The sequence below is a fragment of the Rubripirellula amarantea genome, assembly GCF_007859865.1.
Classification (GTDB): domain Bacteria; phylum Planctomycetota; class Planctomycetia; order Pirellulales; family Pirellulaceae; genus Rubripirellula; species Rubripirellula amarantea.
This window is the reverse complement of the sequence record NZ_SJPI01000001.1, coordinates 409,938-428,892: the sequence shown is the minus strand read 5'-3', so window position 1 is coordinate 428,892 and position 18,955 is coordinate 409,938. Positions and strand designations below refer to the sequence as shown.

Sequence of the window (18,955 nt, the reverse complement as noted above, 5' to 3'; positions counted from 1 at the left end):
CGCTGGTGATGTCAATGTTTATCCGCGACAACAGTGTTGATCATTCACGTTTCACACGCTGTTTCACATCGCCCTTTTCAAACCACGCCGTCAAATGAATCCAACAATGATTTGCGAAGCATTCCATCTTTACCTGTATGGGCCCAAGCGCGGTGCGATGACGACCAGCTTTGAGGACGCGGCCGAACGATTGGAAAGAATGCCCAAGTTGTACTTTGAACCCGATGGGTCATTCGTTTGGGCACGAGATGGAGGCAACGAACAGGTGTACGGAATGCTGTACGACGCCGCTGGTGTTGTCCAATACTGCGACATGCGAGGCAAATGTCAGCGCGATACGTTTCGCCAGTTGTGTCAGGCGGTATCAGGTACCGACCACCTTCCTAACCTGCAAATCATGCGTTTGCCCGAATCACAGTGGCAGGATTTTCAAAGCTTTGAACATTTAACATGGACGCCCAGTGACCGATGAGCAGCTTGAAATTCGGCCTTTAAAACACGTGAAAGTTTTTTTGGTAGCGTTTTTGCTGGTTTTAACGCGAACTCCGACGTTCCGAACGTGTCGATTGAGATGATTGGCACGAGGCTTGCTTCAACCAGCACTCATCAGACACGAACGTTGTCTGACTCATCTGTCGCACCAAGATTGTCTCGGTGACGTCGAATCACTATTCAGGAGGATATCCCCATGTTGACCGCCACTTTCGAAACTAACGTCGCAGAATGCACTACTGTCGCTCAAAATGAGACTTTGCCAACCGATGCAGAGATCTCACGCCGAGTGTTGGCAATCCGAAGCGGTTGGACTGTCGGCGAGCGAGTTCGTCGCAAGCGAGAAGCTAACGAACGATTCGTCGAACTCCTGGATGCTTTGGCTCTTTCCGAAGCAGCCTAAGGAAATCTCAGTTCGATTCGTCATCTAGACTTTCGCCGCCTTCTGCGGCGGATGAGACCGGCGTCCCCGCAATTTCACCACGATAACGGCACGCCTCGATGAACGATTCGAGGAGGACCAAAGCTGCGATAGCATCAATGCGATCCTTCTTTTTTTTGCGAGTGTAGCCCGCACCGGCGATCCTTTGTTTCGCGTCCGCCGTTGTAAACCGCTCGTCGAATAACCGAGTTGGCATTTCTGTCACCTCGGCAAGCCAAACCGCGAATTCGCGGCATTCTTTGCTCTTCTGGCTTTCGCCTCCATCGAGGTGAATGGGCAAGCCCACGATAAAGCCCACCAGTTTTTCTGACTTCACGAGGCCTCGGAAGTAGTCTTCCGATTCACGCCATCGTTCGGCTGGATGAATTTCCAGCGGGCTGGCCAAAATTCGGTCGGGGTCACAAACCGCGATCCCAATCCGCACGCTACCAAAGTCGACGGCTGCTATGCGTCCGCTTTTTGGGAAGGTTTTATCTGTCATCACGTTCCATGGGTTGAAGTTTGGTAGAGATCGTAAGCGATCGCTACTAATCAATCGAGTTGAAACGCGTCAAAACTTTCGACTTCCGGGATCTCGCCAACGTCGTTGAACTGGAACACTTTTGGCTGTGGTTCACGCTTAGGTTTTGAAGTTGGATCGATCTTGGGCGCTTGGTGATCCTCTTGGACCTGGGGAAGAATTGCTTGATATCCTTGGATACCCGCATAGCCCAGCAGTGTGGCGAGTACGACTGCGAGCGAAACGCTTTTGATGAAACGTCCAACGTGTAAGCGTTTCACACCGCGACGACGTTTGATCGGAATCCGATCATCCAGCCCTGTGCCGTTCCATCCGCGTCGTACATCTTCCCCGCTCAATTTTGCGATGCGACAAACCTCGGATAAGGCTTTTCGCAGATGGCTGTAGCTATCGAATCTTCGCTCAGGATGCTTAGCGGTCATTCGACCAATCAATTGATCTATGACTTCGGGTATACCCGATCGCTTGGTCGTCACACGGGGGAGCAATCTTTCGGCTTGCCCCTTTGCAATTTCGTTAGCGGATGTTCCCTTGATCGGAGCTTCGCCTGTCAACAGGTAGTACAGCAGGCAGCCCAGTGAATAGATATTGGCTCGACAGTCTGTGCTAATGAAGGACTTGTTTTGCAGTGTTCGGGTATTGTCGGTTGACAGTCCAATCACGCACGTTTCCGCCGCGACGAACTGAAGGTTGTCGGGAGGCAAGAACGGAATGACTTGCGCTAAGTTTCCTTGTTCAAGTCGATTCGTCCAAATGCAATTGTCCAAAGCGAAATGCCTGATGCTGAGCTTACCTTTGGAATCGACGAGGATCTTACCGGGATGGAGTGCGGGATGTTGGATTCCAGTATCCAACGCTGCCTCGAGGCATTGAGAGCACTGAATGATCACATTCAATGCCTGGGCTAGTGATAGTGGTCCTAGACGGTTAACGAGAGTTCGCAAGTCTTCGCCAACGCGATACTCTGTTGCCACAAATGCTCGACCTTGATCAAAACCACACTCAAGCGTTTTCATAACCGCAGGTGAAGAGATTTGGTTGGATCGGTTAGTCCACGTTCGCAGGGAACGCAGATGGTCGCGAAATGTCCGCGGCAAGATTCGCAACGAAACCAACTCACCATCACTCATTCGTGACGCCAGGAAGCTGTGTCCCGAATGGATACTATTGACATCCTGGTTAGTCAGTCTCAACGCACCAACGATCGCCTGCAGCCTAGTTCGGGGCAGAGCCGCTTCGATCAAATAAGAGCCAATAACCAAGGATTCGAGTTGGTTGTCTCGAAGTAATTGTTGTTGAAGGTCTGTGGCGTCACCTCTAGCAAAGAGTTCTTTCACCAGTTCTTGAGCGGTTCGCCAGGGGAGCATGCGTGCTAGTAGCGTCGGCTTCTTGTATTGCGTTGCAATCGTCTTAACGATCTCACGGTCGACACCGCTTGCTTTTTTCGTTGTCTTCGCCGCACCAAGTGTAGGCGTGGCGGTTTTTGTTGCATGACCCATTTCGCCATAGTTCAGGGTCGCGAAGGGGTCAGTCCCATTGGCGGCATGCCCACCGATCGTGGCTTCCACTTTTGACTCAGGATCATTAGGCAGTTCGGCTTCACCTGATTCGGGGGCGAATAGGAACTGACCCACCTCCTTGGAATGGCTAATGCGAACGGTTTGCACAATCGATTGTTCTGACCGATTTTGTCGGGATTTTCGCTCCTTGGAATTTATGATGCCATGTTGCCCCGGCTTTTTTTCCAGGCGTTGGTTGTAAGCATGTCGCTGTTCCGCATCCGCCAAACAATCTCGAGCTTCTGCTAGTTCTGCGAGCAACACATCACAGGTGTTGGCAAGACTGCCACCTTGCAAAACGCTCACTTGAGCTACCCGCTGATAGTAGGCGGCTTTGATGCTCCGCTCGTTATCTTCGCCGCTGGCGATTCCAAGCAGTTCGTAATAGGTCGGCCGCGAATTCGATTCAGGCAGGCCCAATACTTCGGCATAGGGATTGATGGGGGAAGCCATGGGACTTAACGCCTTCGGCTTCGTTTGTCGTCGTTGTCGCGATAGATCTCACGCTTGATCTGTGGAACCCAGTTCCTAGAACGGATCCCCGAATCAGGGTCTAAGATAGGGTACAGTTCCCAAACTTTGACTTTGTTTTCTTCGCCAAATGTAGCTGCGAATGCAGGGTAATCTCGGCCGGGATCGGGATCCGAAAATGCGACGCCGACGACTGGGCCCGAATGGGCGGGCCGATCGACCAGCGTTGGACGCGCGACCGATCTATCTGAAATAAGTTGCTCTATGCCATCATCGATGGTTAGGCCATAAGTGGATCCATCAAGCAAGTCGTAAATAAACGCCTTGCCATTGTCATCGCCCATGCACAACCAGCGACCATCGTTGCTAAACGCATACTCTGGACGACCGAAGTGCGTCTTAAGATAAGGGATGTTTCGTTCGGCTAGTGCCGTATTTAGGTTCACGACGTGGAAACCGCGGCTACTTTGCACCACAATCTTGGGCGATGCACCAGCAGTACGTCGTAATTCACTGTAGGAGTCATTGGGACCGCGTTCGTGCTCGCGGAGCGGTCGTGAGATGAACTTGATCGGTTCATCACCAACCACGCTGAAAAACGGCCCATCGGTTTTTGTGTGTTCCTTGCGCGATCGTTGAAAACTCGCCAGCTGATTTCCGTCCCACTTAAAGTCCCAACGAGAAAACTTATAGAGCTTCTCGTCGTAGTGCCCGTGCGCGATCAGCATGGAATCATCAGGCGAGAAAGCTATGGCATCGATCCCTCGAGCAGCGTCTGGATCCACCTTAAATGATCCGTTTATATTGCCATCCTCAGTGATCCACGGCTTTGAATGATTGAATTCTTCCAGCTTCTGAAGCTGTAGCGTTTCCGTATCGGCAATGAACAAGCGATGAACTGCACGCTCGCGAACACAGAAGGCGACATAAGGTGCATTGTGAGCAAATGCCATTGCCGTCACGACACCTTCGTAGCTTCGGTACTGAGAAGTGGGTGCGGCTGATTCGTCACTCAGCGTGTCGATATCGAACACCGTAAGAATGTTTTCCTCGTTTCGGACCGTGCCGGCGGTCCCCAACGCAACGTACTGTTTAGCAGGAGTAGGTTGATCCGAGACGGCGAAGGAGGCAGCGTTTCCCAGTAGGCGAGAGGAACCGTCTTGATTGAACACCACCATTTGTGGAGCTGTAAACACACCCGCTCCGCCAGGCATCGCCAACAGTTGCCGCACGTTCAAATCGTCGATCGACCAAGCATGAGCTTGCAATTGTGAGAAACGATAATCCCAACTGAGCAATGACCCATTGTCACCATCAAGGTTCAATTCCGCCTCGGGGTCCTTGATCACTTTGCCATCTTCATCAAGCAAGTTGCCTTGGCGATCCGTCTTTTTACCGGCGATGTCCCTGACTTCGTTCACGTTCCGATAACGACCGCGTTTGCGAGCAGCAGGAGTTCGAGCGGAAGGCCGTGCGGCGTACAGAAACCGATCGGAAAACAGGAGTTTGACCGGGCGGAAATTTCGATCCATCCCAAATACAAAGTTACTTTCGCCCACAAACGTCAAGTTGCTAAAACCATCGGCAAACATAGATAAGGTCTCCGCTTGCTCGGCCGAGTGCAGACGCTCCTGGGTCTTGGCGAGGGCTCTGCGTCGTTGCGAGAGTTCTTTAGCGCTAATTCGGCGATCTTGCTCGGATTTCATGACCGATGCAATCGTTGACTTAACCTTGTCTTTGACGTCTTCACCAATATTCATCAGATCGACAATCTCGGTCGTTTTTGCGCCCGAGATCAAAGCCTGGCGAGCAGCTTCCAAGGGGTCGGTCTCTGACAATTGCTTCAGTGTCGTTGGACGCCGAAGATCATAGACGTCGGTAGAATCCGCTAAAGCACCTTTAGGGATTTGGCCGCCCGGAGCAGGCAGATTGGTCGGGAACTTCCAGGAACGGATGGAACGATCGACACCTCCGCTCACAAACGCGAGCGAGTCTGCCAAAGGCGCAATGTCAACGACCGATCCTTGATGACCGGAAAACTGAGCGATCTCACGGTTCTCGTCAATGCTCCAAGCACGGATCACACCATCAGCGCCACCTACCAAAAGGTATCGCGAATCAGACGTGAAGTCGGCTGAAGTGGGAACGGATTGATGTGTGATGACCAACGACGGCTCAATTTTGCTTCCTGCCTTCACCGTTTGATCAATGTCCCATACACGAACCAAGTTTTCGTCACCTTGGTAAACCGCAGCGACGTAGCGTCCGTCCGGTGCGACGCTCGACTGTAAGACAGGTGTGTCGGTACCCTCAAGCGTGGCTCTAGGATGATTGAAATCCTCCACTGCCCAAAGCGCGATATTACCTCCTTTGTCACTGCTTAGAACGTACTTTCCATTGCCGTGAAAACTCAAAGAAGCAATTTCACTTTCGCTGGATCGAGTCTTACCAAGCGAAGATAGTGCCGCGATTTTGATTGTGCCTTCACTCAACCCCATTAGCACTGAAGAGCCATCTTCGGTTAGCGATACCGTTTGTAGTCCAGCGGTTGGCCCCACGACTTCCATGCTTTCCAGAGTCTCGGACTTGAATAGATGAACGGTGTTGTCACGCAAGGTAACCGCGACGACTTTTCCGTTGGCAGAATGGATGACGTCACGAGCTAACGTTGGAAGCTCCACATCGGCAACTTTTTCGCCATCATTCACACCAAACAATAACAGTCGTGTTGAACCTGTTTCATGCGTAGTCGCGATCGCAGCTAGTGATTGACCCGACGGATTGACGCTCGCGAAAGAAATGTCGGCTTCGTCGACAAAAATGTTGCTTTCGCCACGTCGGTTCGAATAAAGCGTGACGTTAGGCGAGTTGTCGCAGAACGCGACGAGCGTCGCGTCGGCGGCTACGCAGGCGCCGGTAATTTTCGCTCCCGCAGGACGAAGCGTTTCGATGGTCGCGTCGGAAGCAACCAGTGCTAGCTCCTGCGATGTTGGATTGCTGATCAATAGTTGAGATCGCGAAACTGAATGAACCGTTTCTGCCTTTAAGCTGCAGGGGATGACTCGCCCAGGCTTGTCGAGCTTATCAATTGGCCACATCAGCACATCGCCGTCCAGAGTCGTTGCATATACGTGTTGACCTTGGTAGCCTCCGCAAACCCCGGTGAGAGAAGAGCTTGACTTGATCGGCAGCAGGGCGACCTCACCATCGTCGTCTACCAGATGAACCTCGGATTGATCGTCGAGTACTACGAACGATCCTGTGCTAGGGATTGGTGAGGCCGCAATGAGGCGCGTTGGAGTAACGCGAAGGCGAGAGACTTCAGTGCCAGTTGCAATGTCCAGTTTGATGACGTCGCCACTTTCCAGGGCCACAACCAGGCGGGTGCCCAATTCGTCGGGAAAAAACGATTCGATGGCCGCGTCGGGTTTGGCTTTCCAAGATATCTCGGCAAGCTGGACGCGGAACACCTGCCCTCGAACATCGTGAAGCAGGACTGCTGTGCGGTCCCAACCCGCGATGCTGCCCATCGCTTTTGGTAACGCGTGAGTTGAATCCAATGTGCCCGATCGAGCATTCACGACAAAGAGCCGTCGACCCTCACCGACAACAATATGTTGGCCATCGGGAGACCATGCCAGCGAAACGTCGTCCTTGGAATTTGCTTTGCCGACCTGCAACTTGACTTGGGTAATTTCTTGTTGAGAGCTCTCGATCGGTACTAACATCAAATTGCCCGACGCATCGTAAGCGGCAAAGCCTCGGTTCCTCGGGGCGATGGCGAGCCGTGTCACGTCACTCTGCGAGACCTTCCATTCTCCATGAAGTTTTCCGTTCTCGCGTCTGGCTGATATCAATCCACCATTGCTAGTCCAGACCAAGCCTCCAGCGAAAACTAAAACGCCGTTGGGCTTTCTCGCGACGGAAAATCCCTCTCCGGCGTCGACGTTGTTTAGTCGTTTCGAAAGAATTGTTTCGCCATTGGAGTTCGCGATGCACCAACTTCCACCGGCATGATTGGTCGGGCACAACGTGCCAGTGGAGAGAGCATCTGCAAGTGATGCGTCCACTCGATCATGCGAACTCCGAGCAAAATCTACCACGACAGGAATCGTGTCTGTTTGAATTACTACCTCGCCGTTGGGAGCGGCCGAGTAGATATCTTTCAACTTTGCATGGGTATCAATTTCGTTCGCAACAGCTTTGGAAGCGGCATCAAACGTAGCAACTTTTCCATCCAGAGAACTGATTACAAACCTTCCTGATTCCAGGCTCTCGACATCATGAATGGTCCACTGAGTCGAGATTGTATCGGGGGCGATTCCAGCACCGAACTTCGATGCGAGGAGCTTACCCGCATTGCTGGTTCCTACGGCCCATGAGCCGCTAGCGGCGACATTGACCATTTTCTTTGCGTCGGCGGTGTTCCATGTCGCGATCTCTGATGGAAACACTTCCGTGATTGTTCCTTGGTTATCGACAACGTGGCATCCCTTGGATTGGTGCCAAAGCATAGCGATAGAATCCAACGGCAGTGTCGCTGCAGTTTGGACACTCAGGGGGGCACTGCCCAGCCGAATGGTTTGCATGATCCCCTTTTTGTCCCAAGCGATTGCCGTTGACTGATCAGGTGACAACGCCAGCGACTGGGCTGTGTCCAATCCGGCGAGCAGGACCTGGCTTTGTCCATCCTTCGCTTGAACCTGCACTAATTCGCCATTTCTGTTGACAAAGTAAACCGAGTTGTTTGTCGCGACTGCATTGCTCATAGCTGGAGTGTCAAACGACTTGATGGATTCTCCATTGCTCGTCGAAAGCAACTGGCAATCGCCATTCTCTTCAACAACAAACAGGGTCGTCGCCAACGCGCCAATTTGCAGAACGTTTCGAAGGGGGCCCGTTTCCGCAATGCTACGGAATTTACCCGAAGCAACCGCGACCTCAATGAGCTGACCCGCACTAAGTCGGATGAAGAGAGCTTCTCCGCTGTGATCGAAGCAGCCTGTGATGGCACTTGAGAAAAAGTCGGGCAGTGGTTGGGGCGATAAGCCGGGTATCTGATTTAAATCGAAGACCGTGCCGCCGGTAGGTGTCGTCGTTGCAAGTTTGCCGTCGTTGGTGACCGCAAGAAGTTGTGAACCGACAGGTATCTTTAACTCTTGAGGACTATTGCTGTTGCTGATTTTCCAATAGCGACCCGCTTCATCAATGGCGACCGCGATGGTTCCATCGTTGGAACATATCAATTCGTTTAAGCGACCAGTGTTCAGCAACTCTGACTTCGCAGGAAGATTTCCCCAACGAATAGTTGATGCTGTTCCCACATCGTCCACAAAAATGGCTCCGTCGGCGGAGACGCTGGCATTGCCAATCACAGTTCCCTTGCCAGTTGCAATCTCGGCGATCGTTCTCGCCTCCGGTCCTAGAATGGTCCATTGATCCGGAGTCTTATTCTTAATCAACACACATCCATCGCCGGCAAATAGTTCTTTGGCATCGAGTGCGTCGATCGGTTGAAACGAGTTCGGTCCCATTTCTGAAACGATATTCTTGGCAAGATGCAACTTTCCCGAACGGTCAACTGCAAGAACACCGTCTTCACCTAGCAATGCTAGGCCTCGTGCTGAAATGCTTGTTGGTCGTTTCTCTAAATCTGTTGTAGGTGATTCGATACTGGTTTGAAACGTTTGGCCACTGGCATCACTCGACCAAAGGTGTCCGAAACGAGTGATGCCGATATTACTGACTGCATTGGGGTGAACCTTGTTGCCAACCACCTTCAAGGCAGAACGGTCGACCGTGAAAGGCCAGATCGAAACGTCGCCCCTTGAAGTTCCAATCAATGCGATGTTTTGGTCGAAAGCGATGGCTGTGATTTCACCATTCTCAGACCTAGACCGGTTTCTTAGGTTTCCACTGGGCAGGTCATACAACAGCACTTCCGTACCGCGGCTTACCAACATCTGTGTGCCGCTTTCGTTGACGATCATCTGTTGCGCGACGATTCCATCCATCTGCTCAGGAGAACGATGTGGGTACCGGCCAACGCCTATTTGGCCATCATTGGATTGGAAACAGAATAATTCCGGATGGTCGGGGATCGCATTCCAGTGCTTCACAGGCGAATCAAAATTGACGAACGAGATCGTCTTTCGTGATTCGTCTTGGAAGTAAACTTTCGAGTCATCCGAAGCGAGGCCAACTAAGTTTCCGTCGCTGTTAGTACCGCCTGCTATTAACCTGCCACGAGGGATCGTGTGTCGGCGGACCGCAGAGCCGTCCGAGAGTGAATACAGATCAAGGTTGCTGTCGCGGCTGAACGTTGCCACCAAATCGGCACTGTTTACCGGTATCACCGTTGGCGTTGCTTCGGCCATCTTAATGCCGGTTTGCGGCTTGATCGGTAACGACCACCTACGGATTTCTCCTCGGTCGGAAACCGACAACATCGCCTTGGAGCCACTCGAAAAACCAATCGCAGCGATTGGATCCTGATGAGCAGTGATGGATTCTTCGACGAGCGTGTCAGCTTTGGGATTCCACAGCATGATTCGTCCGGCTGCGTTCCCAACCGCGAGACCCTTTCCATCTAAACCAGTAGCCATGACGGTAGGCTCGTCACGCCACTGAGTGGACAATGTAACCGCGTTTGTGTGCCCTCCTTGGACATCCCAGTACGAGACACCACTCGATGTGGCTGCGAACACGGTTGCCCCGTTTTGGTAGCTGAGTATGCCCTTATAAACTTCGGCGTTGCCGCGAAGTTGCAGGGGATTTTCGTCTGCCACACTCGACCAGAGTCGCACGTTTCCAACGTCGTCACCGGTAACGACCAACTGATTCGCTTCGTCGATCGCGATCGCGCTGATCGGTTGTTCGTGCGCCAATCTCGCCGGCTGAGCGTCGAGCCGGCGAACTCGGGCTTCTTGGAAACGATCAAGCCCCTCGGTGGTTTCAAGCGAGAACACCTTGAAATTGCCTGCTCTACCGCCCACTGCAATCACGTTGCCTTGTTCGCCAATCGCAAGTGCCGATGGAACAATCGATGGATTGTAAATCCGGCGTTGCAGGTTCTTGGAACCGACGTCATAAATCCCTACCGTTTCGTTAGCTCCTGCGTAAGCAACTTTTTCGCCGTTCTTTGCAAAGGCGAGAATGGTGTCACTTGTTTCGACGTTTCCAGCGCTGTTTGCGTTTGCTGAATTCCGACCCAAGTTGGGATTGTAATCATCGTCGTCATCCTTCTTCTTTTCGGCGGAGAGTGGCTTGGGTTGATCGCTCTCGACCACTGCGACATCAACTTTCGTCGGCTCAGGTTTCACCTCAGCGTTCGCTTCGTCGGTTTTCGATTCCGGCACCTTCTTTGATTCGGTGTCAGATTCGGTTTCGGTTGATTGCGCCGCGCGTTTTTCAGCTCGAGCTTTGGCCAAACGCTGGAACTTGTCAGCGTTGCTCTCGCCTCCACAGCCAGCCAAGAGTAGGCTGAAAAGCAAAATGAAGCACCACGGTAAGCGGTTCATAGACCCAGATCCAAGAGGAAGATTAGTTCGTCGACTGAAGATGGAATCTTAAAACAGGCTTTAGAAATCGCATACCGATTCAAACCATTTCGCCTAGCTCTTAACGCATTCTTCACGCGATCTGTTTGCGAACTGCTCTTAGGCGTTGTGCCGCACAGGTGATACGTCGATGTGGATGTCTTTAACGATCAAGACGAACGCTTAGTTTTCCTTCGCTGTCTATTTCAAACGTCGCCTTGGTCTCACACTCGCTGATGCCGTTGAGCTCGACCGTATCGAAAGGGATCCAATCACTGTCCCTCGCGACCGGTCGTTCCAGTAATGTGATTTTTCCGACTTGATTTTTTACCATGGGAATACGCTGCACAACGGACGCTGGTAAGGATGTAAGACGCGGCATCAGCAAATTGGGGTTAGCGGCTTCGATCGACGGAGCCTCGTCTCCGTCAGCGATGCTCGTCCAAGCAATGTCATGCCCCAAGCAGGGAACCAGTCGCGGTGCCAGCGAAGTGGACAGTCGATCAATTTGGGTAATCTTTGTCGCTGACGTTGCCAACTCAGCGGATGATACGTGCGTGCAGCCTGGTTCAATACCAAAGTTGCGTAGCAAATTTGCAACCACGCTCGTCATCGGAAGTCCGCCAATCGCTAGAACGCATCCGATCTCTTCTGCATCGACGCCGGATTCCGAAAGCACTTTCGCGATGGCCGAACCAAGTTCGACCAGCAGGTCCGCGCATGTCACGTTGATGGTGATTGATGTGACGACCGCTTTTACTCGCTTGCCACTCGATTTGAAAGCGATCCCACAACTTTCCTGCTCGGCCAGTAAATCCAGTCCGGCGTCTATTCGATTCTTAAGCTGCAGCGATTCTGCAGCTCGCCGCTCAAGTTCTTCCGCACTTAAGTCATCGCTAGAGTTTCTAGCTTCCGAATGGTGGTTGCTTCGGCCCGGCGAATCGGTTGGCCGATGTCGCTCAATTTGTTTACCCAGGTGTCGACGCAGCCTACCGTTCCAACGACATTGATTGCTGTTCGGATGACTGACGACCGAAAGCATGTGGATGCGACGGTTACTCACCCCGAATAACGCTACTTCCATCGCAATGTCGTCGATCGAAATCACAAGCCAATATCCTGCGGCCTGATTCAGTAGTGGGCGAGAATTCAGGTCGCTGAATGTGAATTGCGACAACACTGCAGCAATATTGCGATCGAGTAACCGCACATTCTTTATGCCGTCGAGAGTCGCTGCCGCGACCAAGCGTTCGCGCACTGTTTGTCCGAAGCACGATGCCACGTTGATGATGACCGATTCAATCCTGGGCTGAGCATCGCTGATTCCGTCGGCACCAAAGACCTTGGCACTGCCCATCGCCCCCGCGAACGTTTCCGCATCGAAGCGAAGTCGGGAGAACAGCATTGTCAAGGGCATGGTCGACGGGTGAGTTGTGGCGCCGATACGAAGCAATTGTCCTCCGCGGACGGCATCAAATGCGCGGGCAACACCAGGGTCGCCATTCTCAATCGCACGCAGTGCACGAGACCCCAGCACCACCTTGTTGTCTTGAACTGAAAACGCAGCGGGGAAAACGAGAGACTTCTTGGATCCAAACTGCAAAGGGATGGACGCCCTTTTCTCGCTGGCCAACGCTGCCGAAATGAATCTCGCACCGACGTTGACGGCTAAAGTTATCGCTGCGGAATGGCAGTTCGCGGAATCTGATTTCTTGGGGCGTGATGAATTCGATTCCAGCGGAACACTCGCCGGGACATGTCGCCTTCCTGCGACGCCGGCTTTCGATGGTCCTGGAGGTATCCGTTGCTTGACGTCATGTAACCCCACGATTTCGGTAATTGCCTCAATCACGGATTGCATGTTGGAAAAACGATTCGCACGGTCCTTAGCGATCATTGTCTCGAAGAGTTGCTGCACCTCATCGGACACCGGGCGCTTCGATGTCGACAATGCAGGGATTTCTGCACAGCAGTGTTGCTTGAGCAGTGGGATTGGCTCGCCGGTATAGGGGGGACGACCGGTCAGCAGGAAATGTAGGGTGCATCCGAGCGAGTATATGTCAGCCGATTCGTCCAGCTCGCGTCCCTCAAATTGTTCGGGCGACATGAATTCCGGCGTTCCGCAGATAGGCTCCGATTGTTGGCGAAGCTGATCATGGCTCGTTGTTGGGACGGCTGATTGCAAGAACGACGCCAGACCCAGGTCCAGGATCTTGAGTTCTCCGCTCTGCGTGATGATCAAGTTGCTCGGTTTGACGTCGCGATGAATGATGGAATTCAGGTGAGCGTACCTGAGTCCTTCGGCCGCCTGAGCGGTTAGGTTCAACGCTTCGTCAACAGATCGAGGCCCACGTTGGGATAGCAGTTCAGTCAAGGTGAAGCCATCAACGTACTCCATCACTAGGTAGGCGGTTTGTCCGAATTGTCCTGCGTCAAAGGCTGTCACAATTCGAGGATGCAACAGTCTGGCTACAGCCCGGATCTCGGCAAGGAATTGGTCTTCGGTATGGAAGCTTTGGTTCGATGAAGAACTGACAAACTTGATTGCCACCCGCCGTTGCATTCGACGATGCGTCGCCTCAAAAACCACACCCATACCGCCGCGACCGAGCAAGCGAGTAATCGTGTACTCACCCATGTCTATCGGCAGACTAAAGTCTGTTGGCGTTCGCAGGCCTATCGAATCAAAAAACCGTGTCTGCGATTCAGTGGGTCGAAGATCGGTCTGCCAGCGATGAGAGGGCGGAACAGGTGGGGCCATTATTTAAATGCGAGGAACTAACAAGCTCAGTTCTTTCTAGCGGTGGGTTGCGGTACTCTCAATAAAGACGGTCGCAAAGAATTAGAACGCGATGTTAGTTAAGACTATCCGTGAAGTATTGATGGAGGCGTTTTGATGCGTTGATAGTCACAAAGCTTCGGAGTTGTTCTTCTGGCATGATAAACGTCGCATCTGTTCGCCAGTGTTAGCTGGGGAAATTGAGCAGTTCGGCGCTGAGTGGCTGCTAAGTTCCGATCGGTTCTGCCTCGTTTGAGTTCTTCGTTTGCATTGTTTCGTCGGATCTCGACACCAGGACTCGTCGAATCCATTGGTAAGTTTGGCAGTTCCCTCCCACACACCAAGTTTGCACGAATTTGAATCGCGAGTTCTGCGATTTGGCGTCCTTCTTAAGTTGCTTGAGGCGGACGCGTAGCTGCTCCATTCGTTCTTCAAGAGGAGCAAACTGAGACTCGGGGGACGTCAGTTTTGCTGGTGAACGTTTAAGTGCTTCTGCCTGCGCGGTTGTCGATTTTGTCGATCGGGCCAAGGAGGTCGTTAGTCGCTCACCACCATGGTCCAGGCTCCAGAACCAGTGGGTTTCTGAGGAGACAAAAATGATGGTTGTGGTATTTGCGCCAGCATCGACAAGACAAATCGTTGGGGTTTCGTCTTCAAAGCTCACGGCAGAAGCGTCGGTTTCGGCTTCGGTGTTGTCACCGACCGTGGGGCCAAAGAAGTCCGCAAATTCGTAGTAGGCGAAGTTGACGATCGCGTTCGCGTCCGCTTGAAGTCCATCAAGTTTCAATCCAAGCCCCTCAAGCAACTCCATACGCCGCATTGCTCGCTTCTTTCGTGCCGCAGAGAAAATGGCCGCTCGGCCATGGATTTCGTCTTTGTCGAATGGGCTAAGCGTTCTGGTGGCGACGAGATCATCGAGAGGCAGTGGGATTCGGTTCGTGATTTCGGCATCCATCAAAGGGAGGGCCTTCTTGTCGGGCAAGGGGGGGAGCCGAACGAATCGAGTCGTCATTTCCGACGACGGTAGATTTCCCCAAAGCGTTTCTTTGGTTAAGTCGTAGGTTTCAGTGAAGTCTTTGATCGTTGATTCCAGCGCACCTCGCAGTGCCGAGTTCTCGTCTTCTTCAGTGCGATCCCTGCTCGGTTGAAGTATTCGGCTTGGTGAGATGTTTCGCACGAACGAGTCGGTGATACGCAGGCTTTCGCCGACCACTTCCATTCGCACCGCCTTGAAGCTGGACGAACCAATGTCGATTCCCCAGCATGACCGGGCCTTTCTTCGCCCGAAGAAGCCTTTTTTGTTGCCAGAAAGTTCGTCCGAAATGCGGCCTTTACCAAGTCCTTGGATGCAAAGCCCAATCGCAACGGAAAGAACACCTTCGTTAGACTTAAAGATCTGGTCTTCTGCTTCGAACTGAGTCGGTCGGGAAAGTACCTTCACTTCGCCGCCCGTCCATGCTGTGCTATCGCCTAGTGACCGCGAGAGTTGGCAACGTGCTTCGTTGGATGGTTGCTGCTTCTTTTCTTTCAGCCGCGTTAACAGCTTCTTCAAGCGAGCGTCGTCGGGGACGAGTTGAGCTAGTTTCGCTGCCATTTGCCCCATCGCGGGAGTCATGTATGGCTCAGCCTCGATGGTTTCGAATAACCAGCGAACATCGTTGATTGTGTCCGTTAGCTTCCGAGCTTCATCGTTAATGTGTTGTTTGGGAATCGCTTCTAGGTGTTTGGCGGCATCCGCGTAACGCTGCGCACCGTAGTATTTCTTGGCCTTGGAAAGTAGTTTTGACGCCACCGTCTCAGCCGTCTTTCCGTACTTTTGATTCTGTGGACACAAGTTCAATAGTTGATCAATCAGGCCTCCGCATGAAAGCCAGTCGCCCTTTTGGCTAGACTGGGTTAGTTCGGTTTTCAGGATCTGTAACTCTTGCACAAAGTTCTTTGATTCTGCCAGCATCACCCGAAACTCGTCGTCGAGCAAAGGCTCCGGTACATTCTTCAGATACTTGACCACGTCTTCACGGTTGTCGTTCTGGAACGCTTCTGACGCCAACGCTTTCATCTGATCAGCATTAGCGATGCTTTGTCGTTGCAAGGTTGAGATTTGACCCAACGCTTTTTTGGCGACCTCAGCCAATCCTCTGAATCGAAAGTCTTCTAGACTTGCGATCGGTTCCAATGCTTCCATGGCATACGTGAAATCACTGCGTTTGGCAGCCTCCACGGCGGAAGCAAGTTTCTCTTCCTGCTGCTGGGTCTTCGCCGCGATTATCGCGTTTAAATCTGCGCCGCAGGCGTTGCAGAACTTCTGATCCAAAAGTACCGGCTCGTTGCACTTGGCACACGCTTCATACAAGGCGTGACCACATCCCTTGCAGAATTTTGCTTCCGGCGAATTGGTGGCTTGGCAAGGCGCGCAGACAACTGCGGGACTGCTGGCGTGTTTGATTGTCATGGGAATTATCGTAGCCAACTCATTGTGTGGTTGGCAGTGCAACAGGGACTGAAATCGTTAGCGTTGACTTCCTAGCACGCTTGCTTGCTACTGACTGTCACGTCAACCGAAATTGCCGTGATCGTAGTGCAGCAACCAAAGACCTCTACACAATATTTATGGGGCTTTAGAAGGCGTTGCTTTTGCGCTTGTCCAGTAGTCGACCGTTCGTGCATTGAGATGTGAATCCCAGACTCGCAACCTTCATCAAACTTTAACGGGGTGAAGGTTGTTGATTTGAGTCCAGCGGGGACACTTTCAGTGCACCGCGGCATTCCGATGGCGACAAGCGAATAGGACTGCCTCGCGAGTCTTCTATCCAGTCCTCTCTCTACGTACCGATCACAGACATGCATTCGAGCGAAGTTCAAAATGCGTCTGAAATCTGTCAATCGTCTGGGGGCGATCAGGATCGGGATTGGGTCGCGACTAGTGAACTCTCGTCGAGCAGGCAGCACATGAAGAGTGAGTCGGTGGTAGCGACAACGCACGGATCTGGTTGCGACGCGATCGTGAGTAAACCACGCCAAGACTCACTAAGCATTTGGATTGTGGTTGCGGCATACAACGAGGAAAGCCGGATTTCAGCGACGCTAATGAAATTGCTCGCGGAAGGTAACTTTCATGTGGTGGTGGTCGATGATGGTTCCGCCGATAAAACGGTGGCGATTGCGAGAGGTTTTCCGGTTTGGGTGCTCAGTCATCCTCTTAACTGTGGTCAAGGCGCGGCGCTTAGGACGGGAATAGAGTTCGCGTTAGCAAAGGGAGCTGACTTTATTGTCACTTTCGACGCTGACGGTCAGCACGAAGCCAGCGAAATTGAATGCCTGCTCGAACCGGTGCGTTCGGGAAGGGCTGATCTTGCTCTGGGGTCGCGTTTTCGAGGCCAGACTGAAAGGATGCCATTGCAAAGACGCTGCTTGCTAAAAGCGGCTGTTGTTTTCACGCGACTAACCACCGGGCTTCCACTCACCGATGCTCATAATGGCTTCCGCGCAATGAACCGCCATGCCGCGGAGTCCATCGAGATCAAGCAACCGCGAATGGCGCACGCCTCGGAAATCCTTGACCAGATTGCTCGTAAGAATTTGCGATACGAAGAGGTCCCGGTCACCATCCGCTACACCGAAGCCACGCTCGAGAAAGGCCAGTCAACTTTTGATGCCGCGAGAATCGGTGGTGACTTGATGCTAGGGCGGTTCGTCAAATGAATACGTTCCAGTACATCGTACTGCCGATCCTCTGTGGAGTCGTTCTGCTCGACATTCGTGGACTGCGTCAGCGCCGCGGCAACCTGACGTTGCGAGTGATCCGTATTCTGGCGTGGTGCGTGGCATTCGCCCTGATCGCGCAACCTACTTGGACGAGCGAATTGTCTCGCAGGCTCGGGATCGGCCGCGGCACCGACTTGATGGTCTACATCTTCATGCTGGTCGCCCCGGTTGTCTGGTTTCGAATGCAAGCACAAGCCCATTCGCTGCAGCGTCAAATCATTCGCTTGGCGCGGATTGAGGCAACTCGCACCGCCATCACCGGCGCAGGCTATGTCGAGTCCGAAACAGAGAATCTGACGAATGACTGAATCGCCATCCGTCAGCCTCGTGATCCCCGGAAAGAACTGCGAAAAGACGCTGGGGAAATGCCTCGATTCAGTCGTCGGTCTACTCGAATCCGGGGACTTGTCTGAGATTATTTTCGTCAACGACGGATCAACCGACAACACCGCCGATATCGCTGCTAAGTATCCCATCACGGTTCTTACCGGCAAAGGCGAAGGCCCTGGTTCGGCCCGCAACCTGGGGTGGCGTCACGCGATAACTGACCTCGTATGGTTCATTGATTCCGACTGCGTCGCCCGCCGCGATGCGTTGCAACTTCTTTTACCTCATCTGGAAGAAGATCAAGTTGCCGGTGCCGGCGGCAGTTACGACAATCTCTATCCTAACTCGTTACTCGCGACACTCATTCATGAAGAGATCATTGCCCGGCACCGGCGCATGCCATCCGAGGTCAACTTCCTGGCGACGTTCAACGTGCTCTATCGCAAAGCGGTGCTCGAGCAGACAGGCGGATTTGATGAAAACCTGAAACTCGCGCAAGACGCGGAACTCGCCTTTCGAATCTGCGATCGTGGGTATGGCTTGCAATTTACAATCGATTCACGTGTCGGGCACCACCATCCAACACGCTTTTGGAAATATCTCAAGACGCAGTGCCGACAAGGTTACCACCGTATGGGATTATACCGGCTTCATCCCGAGAAGGTGAGAGGAGACTCATACGCCGGCTGGCTGGACTACGTCCAGCCTCCGCTGGCGATGTTACTACTAGTATGGCTCACGCTGTGTAAAATCGGACAGATTAACGTTGAACTGCTTTTGATTGTTTCAATGCTGATCCTTAGTCTCCTGCTGATCTGTCAGGTCTCTATGACTCGAGCGATCCTCCAAGCCCCCGAGACAAACAGGCCTTGGTACTGGTTGGCCTTCAGTTTCCCTCTTTTTAGCTCGCAGCGCGCCATGTCCCGGGGGATTGGCATGACATGGGGCCTTCTGCGGCATCCATCGAGGAAACGCAATGATCACATCCGCGGGTCGGATACTCAGTGCGAATCCTCCGACCAATCGCAAAGCCAACGCAAATTCGCTCTCAACCAAGAATGA

General features: G+C 52.7%; 10 protein-coding genes. 5 read left to right on the top strand and 5 right to left on the bottom strand.

Annotated elements, in window-relative coordinates:
• Positions 1–94 precede the first annotated feature (94 nt).
• The gene (locus Pla22_RS01610) at positions 95–472 is read left to right on the top strand and encodes a hypothetical protein (RefSeq protein ID WP_146513035.1); all 378 of its coding nucleotides are present in this window, start codon (positions 95–97) and stop codon (positions 470–472) included.
• Between the two features lie 216 nt (positions 473–688).
• Positions 689–895 carry a hypothetical protein gene (locus Pla22_RS01605; protein WP_146513034.1) on the top strand — a complete coding sequence of 69 codons (207 nt, stop codon included), beginning with the start codon at positions 689–691 and terminating at the stop codon, positions 893–895.
• Between the two features lie 7 nt (positions 896–902).
• Here the strand turns inward: Pla22_RS01605 and ruvX are convergent, their stop codons facing one another.
• From ruvX to Pla22_RS01580, 5 genes are all read right to left on the bottom strand, one after another.
• Positions 903–1,415: a Holliday junction resolvase RuvX gene (gene ruvX / locus Pla22_RS01600; protein WP_146513033.1), complete on the bottom strand. Its 513-nt coding sequence runs from the start codon at positions 1,413–1,415 to the stop codon at positions 903–905.
• 50 nt (positions 1,416–1,465) lie between these two features.
• Positions 1,466–3,466 (bottom strand): protein kinase domain-containing protein, encoded by a 2,001-nt coding sequence (locus tag Pla22_RS01595; RefSeq protein ID WP_146513032.1) that lies wholly within the window; start codon positions 3,464–3,466, stop codon positions 1,466–1,468.
• A 5-nt stretch (positions 3,467–3,471) separates the two neighbouring features.
• The gene (locus tag Pla22_RS01590) at positions 3,472–11,004 is read right to left on the bottom strand and encodes a WD40 repeat domain-containing protein (protein ID WP_146513031.1); all 7,533 of its coding nucleotides are present in this window, start codon (positions 11,002–11,004) and stop codon (positions 3,472–3,474) included.
• Positions 11,005–11,185: 181 nt separating this feature from the next.
• The gene (locus Pla22_RS01585) at positions 11,186–13,660 is read right to left on the bottom strand and encodes a serine/threonine protein kinase (RefSeq protein ID WP_165440478.1); all 2,475 of its coding nucleotides are present in this window, start codon (positions 13,658–13,660) and stop codon (positions 11,186–11,188) included.
• Positions 13,661–14,027: 367 nt separating this feature from the next.
• Positions 14,028–16,253, bottom strand: a complete 2,226-nt coding sequence (locus Pla22_RS01580) for a double zinc ribbon domain-containing protein (RefSeq protein ID WP_146513029.1) — start codon at positions 16,251–16,253, stop codon at positions 14,028–14,030.
• A 551-nt stretch (positions 16,254–16,804) separates the two neighbouring features.
• Here Pla22_RS01580 and Pla22_RS01575 point away from each other — a divergent pair.
• From Pla22_RS01575 to Pla22_RS01565, 3 genes are read left to right on the top strand one after another with little or no spacing between them, the layout of a single operon-like run.
• Entirely contained in the window at positions 16,805–17,503 is a 699-nt protein-coding gene (locus tag Pla22_RS01575; protein ID WP_242631736.1) for a glycosyltransferase family 2 protein, read from the top strand.
• On the top strand, positions 17,500–17,874 hold the full coding sequence (locus Pla22_RS01570; protein WP_146513027.1) for a DUF2304 domain-containing protein: 375 nt from the start codon (positions 17,500–17,502) through the stop codon (positions 17,872–17,874). The genes Pla22_RS01575 and Pla22_RS01570 overlap by 4 nt, the downstream gene beginning before the upstream one ends.
• Positions 17,867–18,955 carry a glycosyltransferase gene (locus Pla22_RS01565; RefSeq protein ID WP_146513026.1) on the top strand — a complete coding sequence of 363 codons (1,089 nt, stop codon included), beginning with the start codon at positions 17,867–17,869 and terminating at the stop codon, positions 18,953–18,955. The genes Pla22_RS01570 and Pla22_RS01565 overlap by 8 nt, the downstream gene beginning before the upstream one ends.